The 25,437-nt window shown below is 60.1% G+C and carries 14 protein-coding genes; 6 read left to right on the top strand and 8 right to left on the bottom strand.

The window, feature by feature from the left end:
* Window positions 1-469: 469 nt before the first annotated feature.
* On the bottom strand, window positions 470-1,435 hold the full coding sequence (locus tag FHX16_RS30435; protein WP_259132024.1) for a 3'-5' exonuclease: 966 nt from the start codon (window positions 1,433-1,435) through the stop codon (window positions 470-472).
* A 381-nt stretch (window positions 1,436-1,816) separates the two neighbouring features.
* Here FHX16_RS30435 and FHX16_RS30430 point away from each other — a divergent pair, with 381 nt between their 5' ends.
* Complete coding sequence (locus FHX16_RS30430; RefSeq protein ID WP_259132022.1) at window positions 1,817-3,277, top strand: amidase; 1,461 nt, start codon at window positions 1,817-1,819, stop codon at window positions 3,275-3,277.
* On the top strand, window positions 3,262-3,861 hold the full coding sequence (locus FHX16_RS30425) for a TetR/AcrR family transcriptional regulator (protein WP_183757949.1): 600 nt from the start codon (window positions 3,262-3,264) through the stop codon (window positions 3,859-3,861). The genes FHX16_RS30430 and FHX16_RS30425 overlap by 16 nt, the downstream gene beginning before the upstream one ends.
* A gap of 192 nt (window positions 3,862-4,053) precedes the next feature.
* On the opposite strand, the gene FHX16_RS30420 is transcribed toward FHX16_RS30425, so the two are convergent.
* Entirely contained in the window at window positions 4,054-4,905 is an 852-nt protein-coding gene (locus FHX16_RS30420) for a hypothetical protein (protein ID WP_259132019.1), read from the bottom strand.
* A 339-nt stretch (window positions 4,906-5,244) separates the two neighbouring features.
* Here FHX16_RS30420 and FHX16_RS30415 point away from each other — a divergent pair, with 339 nt between their 5' ends.
* On the top strand, window positions 5,245-5,541 hold the full coding sequence (locus FHX16_RS30415; protein ID WP_183757953.1) for a nodulation protein: 297 nt from the start codon (window positions 5,245-5,247) through the stop codon (window positions 5,539-5,541).
* A 337-nt stretch (window positions 5,542-5,878) separates the two neighbouring features.
* Here FHX16_RS30415 and FHX16_RS30410 read toward each other — a convergent pair whose 3' ends face one another.
* From FHX16_RS30410 to FHX16_RS30395, 4 genes are all read right to left on the bottom strand, one after another.
* Window positions 5,879-6,679, bottom strand: a complete 801-nt coding sequence (locus tag FHX16_RS30410; protein WP_183757955.1) for an inositol monophosphatase family protein — start codon at window positions 6,677-6,679, stop codon at window positions 5,879-5,881.
* Window positions 6,680-6,707: 28 nt separating this feature from the next.
* The gene (locus tag FHX16_RS30405) at window positions 6,708-7,769 is read right to left on the bottom strand and encodes an ABC transporter ATP-binding protein (protein WP_183864638.1); all 1,062 of its coding nucleotides are present in this window, start codon (window positions 7,767-7,769) and stop codon (window positions 6,708-6,710) included.
* Entirely contained in the window at window positions 7,766-10,006 is a 2,241-nt protein-coding gene (locus FHX16_RS30400; RefSeq protein ID WP_259132016.1) for an iron ABC transporter permease, read from the bottom strand. The genes FHX16_RS30405 and FHX16_RS30400 overlap by 4 nt, the downstream gene beginning before the upstream one ends.
* A 77-nt stretch (window positions 10,007-10,083) precedes the next feature.
* Window positions 10,084-11,112 (bottom strand): ABC transporter substrate-binding protein, encoded by a 1,029-nt coding sequence (locus tag FHX16_RS30395; RefSeq protein WP_183864640.1) that lies wholly within the window; start codon window positions 11,110-11,112, stop codon window positions 10,084-10,086.
* Between the two features lie 92 nt (window positions 11,113-11,204).
* On the opposite strand from FHX16_RS30395, the gene FHX16_RS30390 reads away from it, so the two are divergent.
* Both FHX16_RS30390 and FHX16_RS30385 read left to right on the top strand, forming a co-directional pair.
* Complete coding sequence (locus FHX16_RS30390; protein WP_405049344.1) at window positions 11,205-12,332, top strand: LacI family DNA-binding transcriptional regulator; 1,128 nt, start codon at window positions 11,205-11,207, stop codon at window positions 12,330-12,332.
* Window positions 12,333-13,196: 864 nt separating this feature from the next.
* Window positions 13,197-13,631, top strand: coding sequence for a hypothetical protein (locus FHX16_RS30385; protein WP_259132014.1), 435 nt, complete (start codon window positions 13,197-13,199; stop codon window positions 13,629-13,631).
* 292 nt (window positions 13,632-13,923) lie between these two features.
* Here FHX16_RS30385 and FHX16_RS30380 read toward each other — a convergent pair whose 3' ends face one another.
* Both FHX16_RS30380 and FHX16_RS30375 read right to left on the bottom strand, forming a co-directional pair.
* Window positions 13,924-15,603 (bottom strand): response regulator, encoded by a 1,680-nt coding sequence (locus FHX16_RS30380; RefSeq protein WP_183757967.1) that lies wholly within the window; start codon window positions 15,601-15,603, stop codon window positions 13,924-13,926.
* Window positions 15,604-15,613: 10 nt separating this feature from the next.
* Window positions 15,614-21,913, bottom strand: coding sequence for a HAMP domain-containing protein (locus FHX16_RS30375; protein ID WP_259132011.1), 6,300 nt, complete (start codon window positions 21,911-21,913; stop codon window positions 15,614-15,616).
* A gap of 577 nt (window positions 21,914-22,490) precedes the next feature.
* On the opposite strand from FHX16_RS30375, the gene FHX16_RS30370 reads away from it, so the two are divergent.
* A partial coding sequence (locus FHX16_RS30370) for a PAS domain S-box protein (protein WP_259132010.1) occupies window positions 22,491-25,437 on the top strand: 2,947 nt, incomplete at its 3' end.

The raw sequence follows: 25,437 nt of genomic DNA, 5'->3' as shown, positions 1-25,437 counted from the left end.
GCAGGTTCATCATGACATCGGTCATCGGTGGTTCCTTCCAATCAGGTTGGTGTGAGCAACCCGACTTTACCGGAGAACTTCGATGACCGCCGCTTTCGCCGCTCGCTCGCTACGGCGCAATTTAGAACGCGCTCACGAGCGGCTTCGCTACCGCCGACCTACACCATTCGGCGGGACACGACCCGCAGCGGCATCGACGGCAAATCCTAAAACCGCCAGCAAGGCGATGGCCACCTGTCTGACGCGCCGAACAACAGAGCATAGAACACCCACCGCATTGAATGATGTGCGCCCAACGGCTTGAGAGTTGCTGGCATAGCCGGACATTGCGATCCTCGTCATCTGAGATCATGCCCGGCTGCAGAAACACGCCGGACGGACGAAGCCACAATTATGGTCAACAAAGCCCTAACAACACGTTGACGGTTTGTTTCATCGGCTCCGTTTCAGAGCCGCCGTCAGCGGTCCGCTATGCCCTGAATCTCTCAAGCGCGGTCAGGTGCTGGACGGGTGGGTCTGCATCGTCCCAGCGGTATATTTCTGTCCGGAGGAAATGACGTTCGTCATCAAGAACGTCCTCATCGAGCTCGATCCACCACGACCGCGGACGCCCGTCGGTACCGTCGGACCATCTGTATCCGCGCGCCTTGAGGTGATCCTTCATATCGAACGGGCTATGCTCGGCAAAGAGCCGGACGCGTGAGCGCTGGGCAGCGCGGTGGAGTTCGGCAAAGGGACGGTCATCCTCTCCTTGCTGGTGGTCCAGGACTTCAAGAAGCGCAAAACAATCGTCGACGGCGCGATGTCCGTCATGAAAATAGCCTGCCTGCCCGATGAGGTAACCGAGTTTGGTTCCCTCGAAGCCACGGGAGCTCCAATCGATCTCCTTGACCGAACAGGCCCAGGCCTTGTTGACGAACAACGGAGAGAACGCCTCACAGAAAGGACGATCGAAACCGGCATTGTGGGCGATGATAAGGTCTGCGGGTTCGACGATGCGGCGCAGAGCCGCGATGTCGATCTGTTGGCCCGCCACTATTTCGTCGGTGATCCCGGTCAACCGGGTGATGTCAGCGGGGATCGGCGTCTGCGGTTCCTGCAGGCCGCCGTAGACGTCGGTGATATCGCCGATCCTACCATTGTCGTCGAAGGTGAAGGCAATCGCACCAAACTCGATGATCTCGTCATTTCGGTGATTGAGGCCCGTGGTCTCGGTGTCCACGATCACACCGACTCGCGTAAATTCGGGTCTCCGCTCTGTCACGATCGATCGGGGGAGCAGTCTTCGCAGGATCTTGTAGTTCCCGGTCGCCTCAAGGCTTTTGGCCATTTCCTCTGGCGCCATTCTCGAGCCTTTCCGGATAGCTCGTTCCTTGGCCGCTTCAGCGCCAGCCGCGACCGGTATCGAAGCAAACATGTCGAGCTGGTTCGCCATTGTTCCCCTGTTGGATCGGCCTTTTCGCGTTATGCGGAACAACGAGTTTACAGCGATTTGGGAGTGAGGTCGTTCGTCGGCGGTCGAAATCCCCACCTTTCGATGCCGGCCGTCGGTCCCCCATCAGGCTCCGAATGTCATTCTTCAAGCAACACCATCACGAGACTCCAGGTTTTCGGGGTTCCAGCTATCTGGTCGCACGTCTTCGACTTGTCTTGGGCGCACCAATGTCATGATCCAGAATGACGGCGTCGTGCGGCCTGACCGTCTTTCGAGCTCACACGGCTCGGCCCTTGGCCATCCCTTCGCCCCTTGGTCGACAGCTCACAACAGGCGTGTTATTGAAAAGAGAATGGTTTATTCTTTTTTGGAGTTTGCGCCATGACGCTCGATCTCGGAGCCAGTCCGATTGACGATCTTCCTCTTGTTGAATTGGACGCCACCGCACAGGCAGTGCTCGTCCACGCAGGGCACGTAACGCCGGAAGAGCTGCTTGATGCAGCGATCACTCGTATCGAGCGACTGAATCCTGCGCTCAATGCTCTCAGCGCATCGGCCTTCGAGGCCGCACGCGAACGCGCCCGAACGAACGCGGGCGCCGGTGCCTTCGCGGGTGTCCCCACCCTGCTCAAGGACCTGATCGCCTATCCCGGCCAGCCTCTTGGCCTGGGTTCCCGCCTCATGTCCGGCCAGATCGCGCCCGCCGGTTCGTCCTATACCGAAGCGCTCGACGCGGCGGGTCTCGTTGTTCTCGGCAAGACGACGACCTCGGAGTTCGGCCTCGTCGGAACGACGGAGCCGCTTGTGACAGGCAAGACACGCAATCCCTGGGATCTGTCCCGATCGACAGGCGGTTCCTCAGGTGGTGCCGCCGCTGCGGTCGCCTCCGGGATGGTGCCTGTCGCACACGCGTCCGATGGCGGCGGCTCTATCCGCGGTCCCGCCTCGCTTTGTGGCCTCTTCGGCTTCAAGCCGACCCGCTGGCGCACGCGCTCCGCCGGTCTTCCCAAGAATATGCCGCTTGCCGCCATTCTGAGCGAGCATTGCGTCAGCCGTTCCGTGCGCGATAGCGCGACCTGGCTTCGCGTGACTGAAACTGAAGACTGGGCAGAACCCCTACCGGAAGCGGCAGATCTCTTGGCAAACCCGCCGCGAAAACTGTCGATCGGTTTCTATGGCCTCGACGCCTTCGGCAACTTGCCGGATGAGGCGGCCCGGGCTGCGCTGGAGCAAACCATCACACTCTGTCACTCGCTTGATCATACCCTTGTCCCGGTCGAGGGACCGCGCTTTGACGGTCGGGTGGCTGCGCGTGCCGTCTACGACATCATGGCAATGACCACATCAGGCATGGTGAACTATCTCGCCCCCAGCCTTGCCCCAGACGCCGCCATCGCCTGCCTCGAACCTTATACGCTTACCCTCATCGAGCATGCTCGCGCGCTTCCACCGTCACGCTTTGTCGAGGCGGCTGCGGAAATCGCAGCTGCCGGCGACATGGCGCAAGTGGCACTCGACGATGTGGAAGTATTGCTTTCACCGACAATTCCCTTCACCGCCTTCCCTCTTGGCACCGTCTCCCCGGATTGTCCCCTTCAGGTGCTCCGACGCCATTTCGAGCGGAGTGCCGCCTATACGGCGGCCGCATCGCTGGCGGGCTGGCCTGCCATGTCCGTACCGCTCTTTTGGACTGAGGAAGGCTTGCCTGTTGGGAGTCATTTTGCGGCACGGGCAGGAGAAGACGCCCTCCTCTTTCAGCTTGCGTTCCAGCTGGAAAACGCGGCACCGTGGCTACCTCGCCTCTCCGCGCTCTCACGGACGCTTGCATGCCGCAAATCCTGAAGGACGATCTTCGCAACAGCATTCTCGATGCCGCCGGCGCCATCTTCGCCGAACGTGGTTTCGAGGCAGCCCGGATCGCCGATATCGCCGAGCGCGCTGGCACCAGCGCCAGCAACGTCTATAAGTACGTGAAGGACAAGGCCGATCTCTTCGACAAGGTTTTGCCGGCAAACCACGCCGCAGAGCATCGGCGCCTGCTTTCGGCGCGTCTTGGCGAGTTCGAAAACCGCAGCGATTGGCGGGCGCTCGATGCGAGCGGTTCTTCGGCAGCGGGCGATCTGCTTGCCTTCTGGGCCACGCATCGACATGCTGCCGCCATCCTGATGAGCAGCGCCGCCGGCACTACTTTTGAGGATGAGCGGCCACGGATGATCGCTGACATGACCAGCCGCGCCGTCACCCGCCTCGGACGCCAGGATGATGCGCATCTGCATTTCGTACTGGAGCAGATTTTCGGTCGCACGCTCGATACGCTCGCCGGTATCCTGCGCCGCTATGACAATGCCGAGGACATCAGGAAAGCAGTCGCCCATTTCTGGCGGTTCCAGCTCGCGGGGCTCGCCGCTTTGCTGGACGCCTCTTGAGGGACCGTCAGTCTCTGCGTCGCTGGGATCCCCAAGCACTCATTGATAGCGATGACGAGCGTTGTAAACGCCCCTGCTTGATCGGGAAGAGTGGGATCTGTCCTGGCAAAGCGGGATCGGTCCGGAAAGACGGTCTCTGGCCGGTGTGGCCCTGAGTCTACGGTTATGCCGTCGTGATGGCTACGCTTGCACTTATTTGCCAGCGCCTGACGAACCCGGCGTCTTGTGGTCGCCGGCTCCAAGGGGCGCCACAATTGCAGTCGCTATGGAACGCGCAATCCCCGTCTCGATATCCAAAATGCTCCGACCCTTGATGTCGACATTGTAGTCGCCAGTCCAGACAACAACGCCGTCGGCCTGACGGACCAGGCGGGCAGTCGACCGCATGTCGTTGTCTTCCAACCGGACACTTCCCTGAAGGGCGTATGTCGGGTCAGTCGCAGTGACGCCAGTTGCACCGTTCCCTGACATGACCACAACGTCCTTGAACTTCGCAAGGTTGACAAAAAGCTCGCTGGTCAAACCGGCTGAGATGTCATTTGCAGCATTGCCTTGGCCAACACTCTGGAAGCGATCGATGACGATCCTCGGCCTGCTGCCGTCCGTTACCGCCGTTTTCAATGCCGGGTTTTCCCATTCTGCAAGCGATGCCATGACAACGGCGGCAAGCACGATCAGCGCAGCGCCGACCATGATCCAACGAAGCAGCCTGCCTTCACTCTTTTGCGCGTCGACCGGGACCTGCTCTTTTCCGGCACTCGTAGCGGGAGCTCCCACCTCAGGTTTGCGCTCGATGCCGCTCTCGCTTCCGGGGCCTCGCAACGTAAACGCGGGAACGTACCCACCGGCAGGAACCGTGATTAGCACTGGGTCCTTTGCGCCCGCCGTAAGGTAGTAGCGCTCCAGGGCGCTACGCAATTGACGTGCCGCAATGCGGACACAGGGATCGTTTTGAGCATCGAACGAGTTACCTCGTCCGAATACCGCCTGCGCAATCGTGAATGCTTTGAGATATCCTTCACGTTTCTCAACCGTCTCGGTCACGACGTACTGCAGGAACCTGCGTCCACGATCAGGAAGGATAAAATCCGGGCTTGAGAGGATCCTTCGCAGTTGTTCCCGTACGTCATCGGGCGCAGGAGTTGTTTCTCGGACACTTACAGCCTGATTTCTCACCGGTTCCCCTCCGACAAGCATACAACCAAAGCGTATATGACGCCCACTTTATCTACGTGGAATTGATGTGCAATTAAATTCTTAACCCTCCAATAAACCAGATTGCTAATTTAGAGAACCGGATGCCTTGAGATAGTAGAAGCTACCGTAAACTACTTCCGTTTCGTCGGGCGATTGCTACTCTGCTTCAGGGGCAGAGGATAGCCAATGGGCAACGATCATGAGATCGGTGGCAGTCGTTCGCTTGCGCAGTCCGGACTGCGTCGCCTGATGCTCAGGTTGCCTGAGCAACGCAGGCGGCTGCAAGTCCTGTTGGGCTCTACCTCGTGGCCATACTTTGACGAGCTATTCGCGGCTTATGACGAGGCATGTATCGCGCTTGAGGCTTTTCGGCATGACAATGCTAGCTCGCATATCATCGAGGAATACGAGGTGGTCAGTGCCGAACTGGAGGCCGACATCCTCCGTGAACTCGACAGGGTTATTGTTTGGCCCAGTGACTGATGGAGCCAAGTTGCGCATCGCCGGGTTGCGCGTGGGCGCAGCCTCGGGCACATGCCTTCGGGTCCGCAACCCAGGCAAGACGTGCCTGAAATTGTTCCGCAGGCCCAACCCTTTTGCATATCCAGGTGGCGCAAAACGCTCTGCGCGCGAGGTGGCACCGGTCAGGGTCTGAGCCGTCTGGCTTTGATGCAAGACTCACGAGCCAATGGGAAACAGTCCTCATCACCATGAGACGCAGGTTTTCAGAAAAGCCCATCAGCCGATTTTATGGCCGCCCTCAAGACTTGAGAGCGGCGCGGCGGGATGCCGGGCCTGCAATCTTTCAAACGCCGAGGCTTCACACCTGAGCAATCCTGCGCAGATCGTCGATTGCCCCGGGCGCAGCCGCAATCACGGGCGCTCCCTTCGTCAGCCGCTCGCCTGAGGTCGGGAACGGATGGTACCAGCCGCCTGCTTCCTTCACCAGGCAGTACCCGGCCATGCAATCCCACGCGTGCATATAGGGCTCATAATATCCGACAAGGCGGCCCGCTGCCACATAGGCGAGCATCAGGGCTCCCGATCCATTGCGCATGAAGTTTCCGCCAGCCTCCAACAGGCTTTCCACTATCCCGGCAACCGTCTTCGGCGTGACATGGTTGTTGGCACCGATACCAGTCACGGCATTGCGAATGGTCCGCGAGGAGTCCAGTGAGAGCTTCACTCCATTCAGCGTAGCACCCTTGCCGAGTGCTGCGGCATAGATCTCGTCGTGGCATGGCGCGCTGATCACGCCGACAACGGGCAGGCCCTCGTAGAGCAGACCGATCGAGACGCACCAATTCGGCATGCCGTTGACGAAAGGACTGGTTCCATCGATCGGATCGACAACCCAGGTGAACCCCGACGTCCCTTCTTCAAGGCCATACTCCTCGCCGAGCACGCCATCGGCCGGGTAGGCTTCATTGAAGCGGCCCCGGATCAGGTTCTCCACGTCGCGATCGGCGACCGAGACCACATCCTGCAGATCGCGCTTGGTCTCGATGACAAGCGTGTCCCGGCGCCTGAAATAGTCGAGCGCCAGCGCTCCGGCCTCGTTAGCCACCGTTTCGGCCAGCGCAAGGCGCGCTTCAAGGTCTGGTACAATATGCGACGTCATGAAAATCTTCCTTGATAAAAGGCAGCAATCAGCCGCCGATGATGGCAATCCCGCGATCCTTGAAGCCGATTTCAACCTCTGTCAAAGGCTCGAATGCCCTCGCCATTGAGCCATCGACGACGAACAGAGTGCCTTTGCTGGTCTTCACTTCATATTCCACGTGATCACCGAGATAGGCGGCATGGGTGACCTGTCCGCTGAACGCGCCGCCATTTTTTGGTGCTAGTGTGATGGCGCTCGGACGAATTGCAAGCTCTGCCGGTCCCTCGCGCATGTTACGACCGGCGACACGATGGTGCAGTCCGCCAATACTGATCGTCGCATGGCCGCCCTCGATGCCGATAATATCGCAAGGCACGACGTTGGCCTCGCCCATGAAATCGGCGATGAACGCAGATGCCGGCTGGTCATAGAGATCGTGGGGCGTGCCCTTCTGGGCGATCTCGCCGTCCTTCATCACGATGATCTCATCGGAAACGGCAAGCGCCTCGTCCTGATCGTGCGTGACGTAGACAGCAGTGAAGCCCAGCCGCTGCTGCAACTCGCGGATCTCGGTCCTGACCCGGCGGCGAAGACGGGCGTCGAGGTTCGAGAGAGGCTCGTCGAGCAGCAGGACCTGTGGCTCAAGCACCAGCGCCCGTGCAACCGCGACGCGTTGCTGCTGACCACCTGAAAGCTCGGCAGGCAGGCGCTGTCCCATGCCGGCGAGACCAACAAGCTTCAGGCCTTCTTCAGCCCTTTCGCGCGCGTCCTTTCGCTTCAGCCCGGAGGATTCCAGGCCATAGGCGACGTTGTCGAGGGCGGTCATATGCGGGAACAGCGCATAGGACTGGAAAACCATAGAGACATCACGCTCATTTGCCGGCAACATCGTGACGTCCTTTCCGCCGATCAGGATCCGTCCCGCCGACGGGTGCTCGAGACCAGCCAGCATGCGAAGCGTCGTCGTCTTGCCGCAGCCCGAAGGTCCAAGCAGCGTGACCAACGTGCCGGGTTCGATGGTCAGGGAAAGATCAGGGATCGCCGTGAAGGCGCCAAAGCTCTTGCGCACATTCTCGAAGACGACGGAGCCAGGTTTTGTGGGGGTCATGCGGTTTTCTCCTGACCGAGAGGTGCGGCAGCGGTAGCGGTCGGCGCCGCAAGCGCGACACGGTTTTCGCGCCGCAGGCGGCGCTCGCCGACAAGAAGTTGAAAGCCGGTAATAATGGCGACCATGACGATGATCAGTGTCGAGGAATAGGCGATTGCAATGCCGTATTCGCCGTTTTCGACGAGTCCGACAATATAGGAAGTCGCCATGTTGTACTCGGCACTCACGAGAAAAACGACGGCGCTGATCGAGGTGATCGCGCGCACGAATGAATAGACGAGGGCTGCAGTGATTGCGGGCCTGAGCAGCGGCAGGATGACCTTGCGGATTGTCCTGAAACTGTCTGCGCGCAGTGTGAGCGATGCCTCGTCGAGGCTCTTGTCCAGCTGGCTCATCGCCGCGACGCCGCCACGCACGCCAACCGGCATGTTGCGGAACACAAAGCAGGCAATCAGGATCAGCGCCGTCCCTGTCATTTCGAGCGGGGGCAGATTGAAGGCCATGATGTAACTGATGCCGATAACGGTACCCGGGATCGCAAAGCTCATCATCAGCGCGAACTCGAACACATTGCGTGCGGCAAACTTCTGGCGGACGATCAGGTAGGCGGTCAACAGACCGACAGCGGCCGTCAGCGGGGCAGAAATCAGGGCAATCTCCATTGTTGTCCAGAACGAGTTCCAGGCCACCCCGGTCCACGCCAGGCCGCCGTCATTGCGCAAGCCGATCGAGAAAGCGCGGATGTAGTGTTCCAACGTAAGCGTGTTGTCGAGACCCCAGGTGCGCACAAAACCGCCGAAGAGGATCATTGCATAGACGACAATTGTGAAAATCATCCAGGGTATGACGATCGCATGCACGGCAATCGAAAGCCCGCGCGGCAGCGCGATATGCTGTCCCGAATCGCCCTTGCCGGTAACTGTCGCGAAATTCTTGCCGGACAGCCAGAAACGCTGCGCCAGGAACGCCGACAGGGTAAAGCAGAGCAGGATCAGGGCAAGCACGGCGGCGCGCGACGGGTCGTTCTGCGAGCCGACAACAGCGAAGAAGATTTCTGTCGACAGCACGCCATGGCTACCGCCGAGCACCAACGGATTGCCGAAATCCGCCATGCTCTCGATAAATCCGATCAGGAAGGCGTTGGCGATGCCGGGCTTCATCAGCGGCAGGGAAATGCGCCAGAACGTGCGCCAGCGATCGGCGCGCAACGTCTGGGAGGCCACTTCCATTGATGGGCTTACGCCCTCCACGACACCAATCAGAACGAGGAAGGAGATCGGCGTGAACGAAAGGACCTGGGCAATCCAGATCCCCGTCAGGCCATAGAGCCATCGGCCGGGCTCTATATCGAGCAACGTTGAGACAAACTGGGTTGCGACACCGGAGCGGCCAAACAACAGGGTCAGAGCAAGGCCAACGACAAATGGCGGAGTGATAATTGGCAAAATGGTCAAAAGCCGCAATCCCTTCTTGAAGGGAAAGCGTGTGCGCGTTGCTACCAGTGCAAAACAAAGGCCGAGCGTCGTCGAGCCGGACGCAGCCCAGATCGCCAGCCAGAGCGTCCGCCAGGCAACGCCGCAGCGTTCGCCTCCCCATACGCAGCCAAGGCTCCAGACGGATGGGTCCTGTATGTTCGTCAGAAAGCCGGTCGGGTTGAACGAACCGTCGAAGTCCTGGAAAGCGCCGACGAACATGCTGCCAATCGGGTAGAAGACGAACACGCTCACGAGCAAGACCAGCATCGCAATGGCACTGACCACGAAGGCGTCGCCCTTCATCACCCCGCGTTCGGCGAGCCCGAAGGAAAAAAGGATGACGAAGGTGAGACCGACCACGACGGCGCCTGCGCCCATCGACGGCTGACCATCCGGAAGGGCACCGAACAGGGTCTCGCTGATCGTCCAGCTCCAGCCGGTAAAGCCGATTGCAAGCCCTTGCACTGCCAGAAACAGAAGGCCGAGCCCACCCGCCCAGGCAAGGAGCGCACCGCGCCTGGCGTGATCGGAGATGAAGCGCGACACGGCGCAAAGGACCACAAAGAGGACGACGACCGCCAGCCACCATCGCCCATGCGAGACGATCTGCAGGACGCCAGGCGCCGAGGACGGATCTCCAGGAAAATCAGGTAGCCAGCCGAGCCCGAAGAAGCCGCCCTCCGTCCTGTACCACGGGAGTACCATCAACGCAGCAAGGGCAATGACGAGAGCGATATCCAGTCTGCGGTTATGGTTCTTCATCGATCGCTCCGCCAGAGTATCAGGCAATTTGGCCAGCAGCAGCGAGGCTGCCAGCCATTCTTCCTTTAAGGATCAGATCAATTGGCCTTGGCGCCAATGTCCTTGTCCCATCGCGAAAGCAGCGCCTTTCGCTTCTCTGGATCGCCGTAAGTCTTGAAGTCGTAGTCGATCAGCTTGATGTCCTCGAATTTCGGGGACTCCTTCGGGACCTCTGCCGACTTGTTGGACGGAAGCTGGAACGACTTGGCATCCTTCATGTGTGACTGAACATCAGCCGACAGCGCCCAGTCATACCACTTCTTGGCATTGTCGAGGTTCTTCGCACCCTTGATGATCGACATCGAGCCGATTTCGTAGCCGGTGCCTTCGCAGGGAGCAACGGACGTGACCGGGAAGCCCTCGACAGTCTGGGCAACAGCGTCATGCATGAAGACGATACCGATCGTCGTTTCGCCGCGGGCTGCAGCCTTTACCGGCGCCGAGCCTGACTTGGTGTATTGCGAGACATTGGCGTTGAGTTTGCTCAAGTAATCGAACGCCTTATCCTCTCCCATGATCTGCACCAGGGTCGCGAGCGCCGTATAGGCCGTGCCTGAGGAGTTCGGGTTGGCGATCTGAATCTCACCCTTGTAGGAGGCATCCAGCAGGTCGGCCCAGCACTTGGGCTCCTTCAACCCCTTCTTCTTCAGGAGGTCGGTGTTGTAGCCCCAGCCAAGCGCGCCGGCATAGACGCCTACGGTCCGATAATTGGCGCTTTCTGCCTGCTTCTTCGCCCAGTCCTGTAGCTGATCGAGGACCGGCGACTTGTATTCCTGAGTAAGGCCCTCGGTGGCGGCCTGCAGGTGCGGATCGCCGGTCCCCGCCCACCAGATGTCGGTCTTCGGGTTACGCGCCTCGGCGCGAACCTTGGCATAGGTCTCTCCCGAAGACAGCCGAACCATGTTCACCGTGATATCCGTTTCTTTCTCGAACCGGTCCTTCATCATTTCGCAAATGACGACGTCGGCGGAGCAGATAAGATTGAGATTTCCTGCGGCGTGCGCCGAATAGGCAGACAGAGATATACCCGCGGCGAGAATGGTCGCGGCGATTTGAACCGACTTCATTGTATCCTCCTAAATGTACCGACGCCTCCACGCCGCACGCTTTGCAAGCGTGTGCAAGAGTTGCATCTGCCTTGCTGTTGTGTCAACTGTTTATGGTGCAATTCGCACGATCTTGTCATTGCATTCATGTGCAATATGGCGTCGCGAGATGGGCAGAGAGGGCCGCTGTGAAACACACAACCATAAGCGCACGGGAGGTCGCGGACAAAGCCGGCGTGTCCCGATCGGCAGTGTCCCGGACGTTCACACCAGGCGCGAGCGTTTCAACGAAAACCCGTGAGCGCGTTATGCTCGCAGCCGAGGAACTTGGGTATCACGTCAATCATCTCGCTCGCGGCTTGATGCGCAATGAAAGCGGCATCGTGTGCCTGATCGTTTCCGAGGTTGCGACACCCTACCGATCGGCTCTCCTCGGAAAGCTGACGCTGAACCTGCAGAATGCGGGCAAGGTTGCCATGCTGATCAACACGGATCGTTCGGACGGCAGCGTTGACCGCGCTTTGCAGCAGGCACTTCGGTATCGTGCTGATGCTTCCATCATTCTTTCCGGGTTGCCGGACAGATCCATCACTCAGCTTTGCTTGCGCAACGGGCAACGCCTGGTTCTCATCAATCGCGACGACGATCAGCAAGGTCCATTGCGCATAAATCTGGACGACTACGAAGCCGGAGGGCGCGTTGTGACCGCCTTCGTGCGGGCTGGATGCAGAAGGCTCGCCTTTGCCAACTCCGAAGCTGGGACACCCAGCCTGATGGCGCGTGAGAGAGGCTTCGTTGCGGCGGCTCGCGCTTTGGGCATGGAGGTGATTGTGGAGCGCCATGGTTGGACCGGCTATGAAGCCGGCAGCGTCCTCGCTCGCCGCATGCTGACCGCCAAGGAACGTCCTGATGCGGTATTCTGCGCGACCGACCTGATTGCCTTTGGCTTCATGGATGCCGCTCGTCACCAATTCGGTTTGTCCGTCCCCGACGACCTCTGCGTGGCGGGTTTCGATGATATTGAGCAAGCGTCCTGGTCGTCTTACGCATTGACAACCTTTGCTCAACCAATCGCAGACATCGCCTCCAGGGCGGTCAATTGGCTGACCCAGATGCCGCAGGACGATGGCCAGGCGGTCGTCCAGCCCATCACCCTCAAGGCTGAAATGGTCTGGCGCAACTCGATCCGGGCGAAATCGGATGCGGGAAAAGAAAGCCCTGTTGCCGAGGGCTTCAGGTAACGGACAAGCATCGAAACACGCCGGCAGCTTGCGAGCTTTCCACTCCAGCAGGCACCTTTCCCAACTGCCTAGCGACGCGCCGCGACGTTTGTCTTGGCGGATGGCTGGATCTTCCGCACGCATAAGCGTGTATCATGAAACAAATCCAGGTAGCCCGGGCAAATGACGGGCAAGTCGATGAGGCTGTGCGAGCCGGTTAGCCCCCTGGACTGCAGTTTACGGTCTCATCTGCGTCGACGAGGGAGTGGAGGCGCTATGGTTCGTTGTCTGTGGCGTTTCGATCACCGCGTCTCTAACCTTCGTCCAGGCAAAAGCGACAACTGCCAGTATCAACACGATCGTGACAAAAATCCAAACACCTCCCCGACGATAACTTCGGGGTGTGGTGCGCAAGTCCAATTCACTGCTTTCCGAGTCGCCTGACATTGTCGTTCCTTTGAGCTCTTGTCGGATAACATGTCGCGCGAAATCTGGTTCCGATGGTCAGACTTCAGTCTGATGCGCCACACACCAGCCTCCGTTACCGATAACCCCGGATCAGACCTCGGCGCTGGTGCCCTCAGCATTCGAACGGGCGGCTACCCCCGGACACCACTTTTACGATATCCGAAGGAACGATGCCGGAAATATAAGGGCCCCCTAAACAAACCTTGAAGGGGCGGAATTCGTTCACTACGCTACGGGCTTGATCGTCTATCGACCTGGATCCGGCTCATCACGCCGCAGTCTATTTGTGGGGCGTCAACGGAAAATAATGAATTGATGTCTAATATGCGGGGCAGGGATCGAGTTGGGAGCATCGCAACTCGCTTCGAGCGCGCCTGCAAGGCAATGAACAGCAATAAATAACAATACGCAGGGGCGATGATGGGGATAGTCGATAAGCTTTTCAGGCGCAGTGTTAAAAATGGCCCGACAGATGGATCAGGGCGAACTCTCTCTTCCAGCCCCCGCAAAGCAACCCATAGCTCGGGGCAATCAACCACAGCCGTGGAGCCGAGACCCCAAACGCGCAGCGAGCACTGGATTGGCCAAATCACCGAGACTGAGCGCCTCTACAGCGAACTACAGGCGACGCTTTTGAAGCCTGATCTGACAGTTGCTGAACTGCAAGCGATTGAACTGAAAGTAGCGGTCCAGGTTAAAGCCACCTCTTCCCAGCTCGCGGAATATCATCAGCGCGGCATCGGAAAAAATGCGATCGATACTGCCGAGCGCCTTGTCCCTCTCTTCGACGTGCTCTCTATAGACGTCGCCAACCGGATCGAGCGGGCCAAAACCGCGTCCGAACCGCAATAACGGTTCGCCGAAGAAGCGAAGCCCCCGACGCAGGGGGATCTCGGTACCGATGTGCCAACTCGGTTTTGATTTGAAGCACAGAGCGCACTTCATATCCCTGCTATCTGACGAGGGTTTTTAAAGCCAAATGAAGGCTCTGGCGGTGCCGGGCGATTACCACCACAAGGCCAGCGCCACGATAAGGAGGAAAATGATCGCCATGATCAGGATCAGCAGCTTCGGCCGCAACATATGTCTCTCCCTGATCGTTTCAACCTGACCATACGACCGAAGGAGAACGTCCGCCTGAGATTCACGCCGCTGCCACCCTTTCCAGCCGCACCCGTTCGATCGCGTCACGAAGCTGTTCCTGGGTGAAGGGCTTTGTCATCCTCAACATACCGACATAGGCTGGATCATCAGGGAGGTCTGCATAGCCCGAGGCAAGAATGACCGGCAAACCGGGGTGGGACGCGAAGATCTGCCGCGCCAGATCCGCACCTGTCATTGCGGGCATGGCATGATCGGTGACAACGAGGTCCACGCGGGAGGAGGCAGCCAGCAGATCCAGCGCCTGGTAGGCCGATGCGGCTTCCAAGGCAGTATGACCGAGATCTTCAAGCATCGCGACGGTTCCTAACCGGACAAGCGCGTCATCATCGACGACGAGGACGCTCAGCGATGCAGGTACATCCGAGGCGCTTGCCATGGCACGCTGCTCCGTCGCAGACATCGGCTCCTCCGCGGTGTCAGCGACAGGCAACCAGAGCGATACGGTCGTGCCTTGGCCTGCGATGCTTGATACCTGCAGAACGCCTCCAGATTGCGCTGCTAGCCCATGGACCATTGAAAGCCCAAGACCCGTCCCCTTTCCTACCCCCTTGGTCGTGAAGAACGGTTCAGTGGCGCGCGACAAGGTCGCCTCATCCATTCCCTCGCCGTCGTCGGAGACCGATATCCTGATATAGCGGCCCTCCTTCAGCGACGTCGGACGATCCTCGCCATCCATTGACTGGGCCGTCACCGTCACGGTTCCGCCCTGCCCCAGTGCGTCCCGCGCGTTGACGAACAGATTGAGCAGAGCCAGTTCAAGCTGGTTGCCATCGACCAGTATTGGCGGCAGCTCCTTGGGGATCCGCCGCGCAATCGCGATCTGGGGGCCGACAGCCTTGCTCAGCAGGTCTTCGACGCTGTCGAACAGCCGCTCGAAGTTGACGGCCTGGGGCTTCAGATCCTGACGGCGGGCGAACGCAAGAAGTCGCTGCGTCAGCGCCGAGCCACGCTCTGCGGCCTGCATCGCATTTCCAATCAGGCGCTCGCTCTTTTCATCGGACGGCAGCCGCTTTTTCAAAAGGTTGAGGCTTCCTGATATCGCCATCAGGAGATTGTTGAAATCGTGGGCGACACCGCCGGTCAGTTGGCCGATCGTGTCGAGCTTCTGGGCTTCGAAGAGCTGCGCCAGCGCATCCTCGCGCTCGCGGGTCTTCTGGTCGATGCGCCGCTCGAGATCCTCGTTCAGCTGGCGAAGCTCCGTCGAGGATGCTTCAAGCTCCGCCGTGCGCTGTTGCACCCGTGCCTCGAGATCGGCATTCAGACGTTCCAGTTCGCGGGTCTTCCGGAAAAGATCGGCAAACACCCGCACCTTGGCGCGCAGCACCTCGGGAACGATCGGGACGGAGACGTAATCGACTGCTCCGGCCTCGTAACCCCGCAGACGGTCCGGCTCAGCCATCATCACGGCAGAGACGAAGATGATCGCGGTATTCTGATAGCGGGGGTGCTCCCTGATCATGCTCACCAGCTCGAAGCCGTCCTGCTCAGGCATGCAGACGTCAACCAGGATCACTGCGATCTCGTTGCGCAGCAGACACTCGAGAGCCTCCCGGCCCGACTGGGCCTTCATGAGGTTTTCGCCGAGGTCCTGGAGGATCACCTCATAGCTCAGGAGTTTTGCGGGCTGGTCATCGACGAGAAGGATATTGACTGGGCTCATGACACTATCCTCAGCGATGCAGCCACATGCGCAGCGCCGACAGCAGCTGCTCGGTGTTGACAGGCTTTGCCAGATAGTCCGACGCTCCCGCTTCCAGACATTTCTCGCGGTCTCCTTTCATCGCCTTTGCTGTCAGTGCCAGGATCGGCAGGCGCCGGAAGCTCGGGTCCGAACGGATAACCTGCATTGTCTCGTAGCCATCCATCCCAGGCATCATGATATCCATCAGCACGATCGCGACATCAGGCTCCTTCTGGATGACCTCGATCGCCTCGCTGCCCGTGGTCGCCGTCAGAACCTTCATGCCGCGACGTTCCAGCACGCTGCTCAGTGCAAAGATGTTGCGCGCATCATCGTCGACAAGCAGGACGGTCTCGCCAATCAGATCCTCGTCGGAACTGTGCAGTTCCTCGAGCATCGCCTGTTTTTCCCGGGGCATGTCGGCGACGACACGATGCAGGAAGAGTGCTGTCTCATCGAGCAGGCGTTCGGGCGATTCAACCCCCTTCACAACCACGCTGCGGGCCATGCTATGAAGCCGCGCATCCTCTTCCGGGGAGAGTTCCCGGCCGGTGAAGACCACAACCGGAATCTCGCCGATCTCGGCATCATCGCGCATCTTCTCGAGGACCTCGAAGCCCGACATGTCTGGTAGCGACAGATCAAGCACAACGCAGTCGGCTGCGTCATCCTTCAGGGCAGCGAGAGCATCCCGTCCGGTGCCGACGCTTGCAATGTCGATATCGTCATGTTCGAGCAGCGCCGTGACGCTGATGCGCTCGGCTTCGTTATCCTCCACCAGCAGCAGCCGCTTGCGCCTCGGCTGCGCAAAGGTTTTCAGCTGCGACAGGGCCTTCCCCAACCCTTCCGGCGTGGTGGGCTTGCTCATGAAGGCGTAGGCACCGCGGGTCAGACCATGCTGCCGGTCTTCGTCCAGGCTGATGATCTGGACCGGGATGTGCCGCGTCTTTGAATTCTGCTTTAGCTGGCTCAGCACCGTCCAGCCCAGCATGTCGGGAAGGAAGATGTCGAGCGAGATCGCGGCCGGCTGATATTCCTGCGCCAGGGCAAGTGCGTCACTGCCGCGCGTCGCCAACAGAACCTTGAAGCCGTTGTCACGGGCAAGATCGACCAGGACGCGCGCATAGTGGGCGTCATCCTCGACGACAAGCAGAACCGTGTCGGCAGATGTGATGGTCTGCCGGTCGTCTTCGACATGGTCGCCGGCCCTGTCGGCACGTCGGCCCGCCATGGCCTCCGACAGCTGCACGACATTGCTTGACGTGGAAGCCGCTTTCGACGTCGCAATGCCCGCCCCGACAAAGGTCAGTGGCAGATAAAGAATGAAAGTGCTTCCAACACCAGGCTGGCTGCGAAGCTGGATCTCGCCGCCAAGCAGGTTCGCAAGTTCACGGCTGATGGCAAGGCCAAGGCCCGTGCCGCCATATTGCCGGCTGGTCGAGGCATCCGCCTGCTGGAACGCCTCGAAGATGATGCGCTGCTTTTCAGGAAGAATGCCGATGCCGGTATCGGTCACCTCGAAGGCGATGACAGAAGGCGCATGCTTCAGTGAGGGATGATCCGGCGACCAGCCGCCCTGCGCCGCTGCAACCCGCAGCGTCACGCCGCCCTGTGCCGTGAACTTGAAGGCGTTCGACAACAGGTTCTTGAGGATCTGCTGGAGGCGCTTCGAGTCCGTGATGATGCTTCTTGCGACATCCGTCCCAATGTCGACCGAGAAGGACAGTCCGCGATTGTCGGCCTCATGCCGGAAGGGTCTGGCCATCACGTCAAGCAGGTTGCTGATGAAAATCTCTTCCGCGTCGACAGAGACGGTGCCGGATTCGATCTTGGAGAGATCAAGGATGTCGCTGATCAGGTTGAGGAGATCGGTGCCCGCCCCATGGATCGTCCTGGCGAACTCCACCTGCTTGGCCGAGAGATTGCCATCCGGGTTTTCCCCGAGTTGCTGTCCGAGGATGAGGATCGAATTCAACGGCGTGCGCAGTTCGTGCGACATGTTCGCCAGGAATTCCGACTTGTACTTCGAGGTCAGCGCCAGTTCGGCCGCCTTTTCCTCCAGTGCATGACGAGCCTGCTCGATCTCCTGGTTTTTGCCCTCGACCTCGACGTTGCGCTCTTCGAGCTGCTGAGCCTTCTGTTCCAGCTGCTCGTTGGTTTGCTGCAGCTCGCGCTGCTGGGTCTGAAGTTCTGCGGCGAGCTGCTGCGACTGCTTGAGCAGGCCTTCCGTCTGCATCGTCGCTTCGATCGAATTCAGCACGATGCCGATGGAGGTGGTCAGCTGGTCGAGGAAGGAAAGCTGCAGCGCCGTGAAATTCCCCGCCGAGGCAAGCTCGATGACCGCCTTGACCTGCCCTTCGAACTGAACCGGCAGGACGATCGCACTTCTCGGCAGGACCGAGAACACACCGGAACTGATCGGAACGACATTGCCGGGAAGATCGGTGACCAGGATACGTCTTGCATCGCTCGCGCACTGACCCACCAGCCCCTGGCCAAATTCGAGCCGGGCCGGATGCGCAGCCTCGACGCCCTCCGCATATACCGACAGCAGCGAGAGAACAGACTGCTGCCCATCATCGACCTGATAGATGACCCCCTGATGCGCGCCGACGAGAGGCGCCAGTTCCGAGAGCAGCATCTTGCCGACCAGCGTCAGGTCGCGCTGGCCCTGCAGCATGTTCGTAAAGCGCGCCAGGTTCGTCTTCAGCCAGTCCTGCTCGGTGTTGCGCTCGGTCGTCAGGCGCAGGTTGTCGATCATGGTGTTGATGTTGTCCTTGAGCTCCGCCACTTCGCCGCGGGCCTCGACCTGGATCGATCGGGTGAGATCGCCCTTGGTGACGGCGGTCGCGACCTCGGCAATCGCGCGCACCTGCGTCGTCAGGTTGGCAGCGAGCAGGTTGACGTTGCCGGTCAGGTCCTTCCAGGTACCGGCAGTGCCAGGGACATTTGCCTGACCGCCAAGCCGACCCTCGACGCCGACTTCTCTGGCAACCGTCGTGACCTGGTCGGCGAAGGTGGCAAGCGTATTGGTCATGTTGTTGATGGTCTCGGCAAGCGCTGCCACTTCGCCTTTTGAGGCAACCGTCAGATTCTGCTTCAGGTCGCCGTTGGCAACCGCCGTGACCACCTTGACGATACCGCGAACCTGCTCGGTCAGATTGAGCGCCATGACGTTGACGGTATCGGTCAGGTCCTTCCAGGTGCCAGCCACACCGGGCACCTGCGCCTGGCCGCCGAGCTTGCCTTCGGTCCCCACTTCTCGGGCAACGCGTGTCACCTCGCCTGCAAAAGCATTGAGCTGATCCACCATCGTGTTGATGGTGTTCTTAAGCTCGAGGATTTCGCCCTTTACGTCGACGGTGATCTTGCGCGACAGGTCGCCGCGCGCGACAGCTGTCGTCACTTCGGCGATGTTGCGGACCTGGGTCGTCAGGTTGGCCGCGAGAAGGTTGACGTTGTCGGTCAGGTCCTTCCAGGTGCCGGCAACGCCTGGAACCACCGCCTGGCCACCCAGCCGTCCATCGGTGCCGACCTCGCGCGCAACGCGCGTTACTTCGCCGGCAAAAGACCGCAGCTGGTCCACCATGGTGTTGAGGGTGTCCTTGAGCAGGAGGATTTCGCCGCGCACATCGACGGTGATCTTGCGCGAAAGGTCGCCATTGGCGATGGCGGTTGCCACCTCCGCGATGTTTCTGACCTGGGCCGTCAGGTTTCCGGCCATCGAGTTCACGCTGTCCGTCAGGTCCTTCCAGGTGCCGGCGACGCCCGAGACCTGCGCCTGGCCTCCAAGCTTGCCTTCGGTACCAACTTCACGTGCAACACGCGTGACTTCGCCCGCAAAGGCATTGAGCTGGTCGACCATCGTGTTGATAGTGTTCTTGAGCTCGAGGATTTCGCCCTTCACGTCGACAGTGATCTTGCGTGACAGGTCGCCCCTTGCCACAGCAGTGGTGACTTCGGCGATATTGCGCACCTGGCCCGTGAGATTGGAGGCCATGGAATTGACGTTCTCTGTCAGGTCCTTCCAGGTGCCGGCAACGCCCGGCACCTGCGCCTGGCCGCCGAGCTTGCCCTCGGTGCCGACTTCACGCGCGACACGCGTCACCTCCGAGGCGAACCGGTTCAGCTGGTCCACCATGGTGTTCAGGGTTTCCTTGAGCTCCAGGATTTCGCCTGAAACGGAAACCGTGATCTTCTTCGACAGGTCGCCATTGGCAATCGCCGTCGAGACTTCGGCGATGTTGCGCACCTGCGCCGTCAGATTGCCCGCCATCGAGTTCACACTGTCGGTCAGGTCCTTCCAGGTGCCGGCAACGCCAAGCACGTTTGCCTGGCCTCCCAGCCTTCCCTCGGTGCCCACTTCGCGGGCGACGCGGGTTACTTCGCCGGCAAAGCCGTTGAGCTGGTCCACCATCGTGTTGATGGTCTCCTTCAGCTCCAGGATTTCGCCGGACACTGTGACCGTGATCTTCTTCGATAGGTCGCCTTGCGCGACCGCGGTCGCGACCTCGGCGATGTTACGGACCTGCGCAGTCAGGTTCGAGGCCATCGAGTTGACGCTATCGGTCAAATCCTTCCAGGTACCGGCAACGCCGCGGACATTGGCCTGGCCCCCGAGCTGGCCCTCCGTGCCGACCTCGCGCGCCACGCGCGTCACCTCGGAGGCAAAGGCGTTCAGCTGATCGACCATCGTGTTGATGGTCTCCTTCAGCTCAAGGATTTCGCCTTTCACGTCGACGGTGATCTTCTTCGACAGGTCGCCATTGGCGATTGCGGTCGAGACCTCGGCGATATTGCGCATCTGGGCAGTCAGGTTGCCGGCCATCGAGTTGACGTTTTCGGTAAGATCCTTCCAGGTACCGGCAACCCCGCGGACGTTTGCCTGTCCGCCGAGCCTGCCCTCCGTGCCGACCTCGCGCGCAACGCGCGTCACCTCAGAAGCAAAAGCGTTCAGCTGGTCCACCATCGTGCTGATGGTTTCCTTCAGCTCCAGGATTTCGCCTGACACCGTGACCGTGATCTTCTTCGACAAGTCGCCGCTGGCAATCGCGGTCGAGACGTCAGCGATGTTGCGCACCTGCGCGGTCAGGTTCGACGCCATCGAGTTGACATTGTCGGTGAGGTCCTTCCAGGTCCCGGCAACACCAGGGACCTGCGCCTGGCCGCCAAGTCGACCTTCGGTACCGACTTCGCGCGCGACACGCGTCACTTCGCCGGCAAAACCGTTCAGCTGATCGACCATCGTGTTGATGGTTTCCTTCAGCTCCAGGATTTCGCCGGAAACGTCGACGGTGATCTTGCGTGAAAGGTCACCGCGCGCCACTGCTGTTGTCACCTGCGCGATATTGCGGACCTGGGCCGTCAGGTTGCCGCACATGGCATTGACCGAGTCCGTCAGATCCTTCCAGGTGCCTGCGACACCCGGCACCAGCGCCTGGCCGCCGAGCTTGCCTTCCGTCCCGACCTCGCGGGCAACGCGGGTCACCTCCGATGCGAAGGAGCGCAGCTGGTCTACCATCGTGTTGATGGCCTCCTTGAGCTGCAGGATCTCGCCCCGCACGTCGACGGTGATCTTCTTGGAAAGGTCGCCATTGGCAACCGCGATCGTGACCTCGGCGATGTTTCGAACCTGGGCCGTAAGGTTCGACGCCATCGAGTTGACGCTTTCCGTCAGGTCCTTCCACACGCCGGTCACTTCGGGGACCTGAGCCTGGCCGCCGAGCTTACCGTCCGTGCCGACTTCACGGGCAACGCGGGTCACCTCGGAGGTGAAAACGCCGAGCTGCTTGATCATCGTGTTGACAATATCCGCCGAGCGCAGGAACTCGCCCTGCAGCTGCCGGCCATCGACGTCGAGAGGCACCGTCTGCAAGAGGTCGCCCTTGGCGACGGCTGTAATCGTCCGGGTAACCGCCGTCGTCGGCCAGACAAGATCGTCGATGAGGTGGTTGATCGACCGCTCCATGTCAGACCATGAGCCATCAGAAAGGCCGAAGCGGACCCGGGTGCTCGTGCGACCCTCGCGGCCTACGACCTGACCGACATGCTCGAGCTGATGGGCCATCCGCTGGTTGGCGGCAATGATATCGTTGAGGGCATCGGCGACCTTGCCGGTGACGCCGGTCAGGTCGGATCGCATCCTGACCGAAAAGTCGCCTCGTCTTACTGCCGTAAGTGTCTCTAGAAGTGCACTTGCATCACTGAGAGCGATGGCGGCCGGTTCGGGGTCGGGGAGCCTATACCCTCCCGTACTGTCACGCTGCACCTCACCACCTTGACTTCCCATGATATTCCCTCCACCGATCGCTTGGATCTAGTGCTCCTGAGAAAGATTGGTATGGGCAGTTTGGTTGGCCGATCAAGCAGGGTCCCACCCTTTGTTCGATAGCAGACATATCCTTGTTTGACGCGACCGGCCGCACCGGTGCGCAGCGAGTAGTGCTGCGTTCGCATTGGCGTTGTTGGTAGAAATCGCTCCATTGACGATACGACGGTCGCTCACCCGCGGCACGCCGCGGGATTTGTTGGGCAGCACTCCGGTTTGCAAGCTTGAATCACAGCTTGGCAGCCAGGCTCAACTGATCGCTATGCACCTGAAGGCGGACCCGCTATACTGACCTTGAGTTTTGTCGTTCATGACCTACAGCAAACGTGCGCGGTGGGCGGGGTTTCCTTAAGCCTGCGCACGAACTGGTGCGTCCCGCGCATGGTACACACGCGAATTGTGCATGCGAAAGAGCATCAGCAATTTTACATGTATCTCAAGTTAGGATGGGCGAGCCGCCCGAGATATAAGTTACTGCTCGGGGACGCGGTCCCAGTGTTAGGTGATTGAAGTGCGAGCCGAGCAAGGGAAGCAGTCGGTGAAGCGGCGCACCACAGCTAGTGGCCGCAAGCTCAAACCTAACCTGCGTTCCATGCTTTTGGCGGAGGAGTTGCGGCGGCGTCCGTCGCGTCCGGCCGACTACGGCGCAGAGAACCAGGCCCTGATCGCCTTGGCGCAGGAATTAGCACGCTCGCCCGAAGGCATCTTGCAGAAGCTCGTCGATTCCGCGTTAGGTCTGTGTCGCGCGCACTCTGCCGGGCTCAGCCTCCTGGAGGAAGGGGACGGGAAGAGTAATTTTCATTGGCGCGCCATCGCCGGGCAGTGGGCCAGTCACGTAAACGGCGGAACACCGCGCAACTTTGGTCCTTGCGGCACGGTCCTGGACCAAGGCGTCGCCATGATCTGCTCACATCCCGAAGTCGATTTCCCCTACTGGGAGCCCATCAGGCCCGTTCTTGAGGAAGCGCTCCTGATTCCCTTCTTCATCAAGGATGAAGCAGTCGGCACAATCTGGATCGTCGCGCATGACACCAGTCGCCGCTTCGATGCGGAAGACTTGCGCGTGATGACCAACCTGGGCGTTTTCGCAGCAACCGCCTATCAGACTTTGCTCACCCTGAACGCGGCGCAGCGAGTCGCTTCCATCGTCCAGTCCAGTCACGACGCAATCGTTGGCAAAGACCTGAATGGCATGATCACCAGTTGGAACGGGGGCGCGGAGCGAATCTTCGGCTACATGGCCGAGGAAGTCATCGGCCAGCCGATTATGATTCTGATTCCCCCGGATCGCCACAACGAAGAAACCGCAATTCTTGATCGCGTCCGCAGAGGCGAACGCATTGGTTCCTACGAAACCGTTCGCAGGCGTAAAGACGGAAGTCCGGTTGATGTTTCACTCACAGTGTCGCCCTTGATGGATACGGCGGACAGGGTCATCGGCGCGTCAAAAATCGCGCGAGACATCACCGAGCGAGTGTATGCAGAACGGGCGCTGCGCGAGAGCGAGGCCCAACTCGCACAAGAGCACGAAGTCGCCCGTCAGCTCCAGCAGGTCAGCCTGGAGCTGCTCTCCAACCGCCCTGAGCTTCTCTACGAGCGGATTCTCGATGCGGCCATCGTGGTGATGCGCTCACAGGCCGCGAGCATGCAGATATTTGAGCCTGATACGGGGATTTTGAAGCTGCTGGCCGGGCGCGGCTTTCATCCAGACGCGGCCACGTTCTGGGATCGCGTCGACTGCAACACGGCGAGCACGTGCGGCGAGGCGCTGAAGACAGGACGGCGCGTGCTCGTCAGCGACACCGAGACCTGCGCCTTCATGGCGGGGACCGAGGGCCTGGAGGCCTACCGCCTCTCCAACCTGCGCGCAGTCCAGTCGACGCCGCTGCGGTCTCGCAACGGCCGCACGCTCGGCATGGTCTCGACCCATTGGCGGGAGCCGCACGAGCCCAGCAATAGTGATTTCAGCCGCTTCGATGTGCTGGCCCGGGAAGCGGCCGACCTGCTCGAGCGAGCGCAAACCGAAGCGTCCTTGCGCCAAAGCGAGGCGAGGCTGCAGGCGGCGGTCGATCTCGTGAAGCTTGGCCGCTATGAATGGAATCCCCAAACCAATGAATTGCAGTGGGACGACACCCTGAGGGCAATGTGGGGCCTGGCTGCAGGCGCGCCTGTCGATTACGAGGTGTGGAGGGCCGGCATTCATCCAGGCGATCAGGCGCGGGTCGAGGCTGCGATCGAGCGGTGCGTCGACCCGCGGGGCGATGGAGTCTATGAAGTCGAATATAGGGTAATAGGAAAAGCCGACGGCGTGGAACGTTGGATCGCGACGCGTGGGCAGACCAGTTTCGAGAACAACACGCCGGTTTCGTTTTTCGGCATCGCTCTGGAGGTCACCGACCACAAACTTGTTGAAGGAAGGCTCGAACGTCGCGTTGAAGAGCGGACGCGCGAACTGCAGGAAGCCAACCGGCAGCTGCGCTCTCAGATGGAGAAACGAGAGGTCGCCGAAGCCGAGGTCCAGCAGTTGCAGCGGCTCGATGCGATCGGGCAGATCACGTCAGGCGTGGCGCACGATTTCAACAACCTGCTCAGTGTCGTGCTCACCAATGCGAATCTGCTTTCCCGCACAGTGCAAGGACCTGACGATCAGGAAGGCGTCGAATTGATTCGGAACGCTGCTGAGCGCGGCGCGAAGCTCATTGCGCAACTCCTCGCCTTTTCGCGGCAACAACAGCTTGAACCCCACAAGGTCGATCTCAACAGCAAGCTCGCCGGGATGGACAATCTGTTCAGGGTCATCTTGGGCGGCACGTTGCAATTCAAAACGAGATTTGCCCAGGATCTCTGGCCCGCCTTGGTCGATCCAAACCAGATCGAGATGATCGTCCTCAACCTCGCCATCAACGCCAGGGATGCGATGCAGCCGGGCGGCACTCTGACCGTCGAGACGTTCAACACCATGATCGAAAGCGCGCCCTCCCGGCCGGAACAGCCGTTGCCGGGAGACTACGTAGCGCTCGCCGTCAAGGATACCGGCATCGGCATCCCAGACGAGGTGCTGCCACATGTGTTCGAGCCCTTTTTTACGACGAAAGAAGCGGGAAAGGGTTCAGGCCTCGGATTGGCGCAAGTCTTCGGTTTTGCCAAACAATCCTGTGGCGGCGTGCGCATCGAGACAGGTCTCGGCCGAGGCACTGCGGTCACGATCTTCCTGCCGCGCGCTGCGGCCGACGTTTCTGATGACCAGGCGGACGTTGTTGATGCGAGCAACCGTGCGCAGACTTCCAAGAGGTTGCGTGTTTTGGTCGTGGACGATGACAAGGCTGTCCTCAAGTCCACGGTCAGGATACTCGAGTTTCTCGGATATGCAACGGCGTCAGCGGAGAGCGGCAATGAAGCGCTCCGGCTGCTCGCAAGGGATCAAGAAATAGATGTCGTTCTCGCGGACTTCGCGATGCCGGAAATGAGCGGCGGTGAGCTTGCGA

It is taken from the genome of Rhizobium sp. BK661, assembly GCF_024808825.1.
Taxonomy (GTDB): domain Bacteria; phylum Pseudomonadota; class Alphaproteobacteria; order Rhizobiales; family Rhizobiaceae; genus Rhizobium.
The sequence above is the reverse complement of the archived record's forward strand: the minus strand, read 5'-3'. Positions and strand labels throughout refer to the sequence as shown.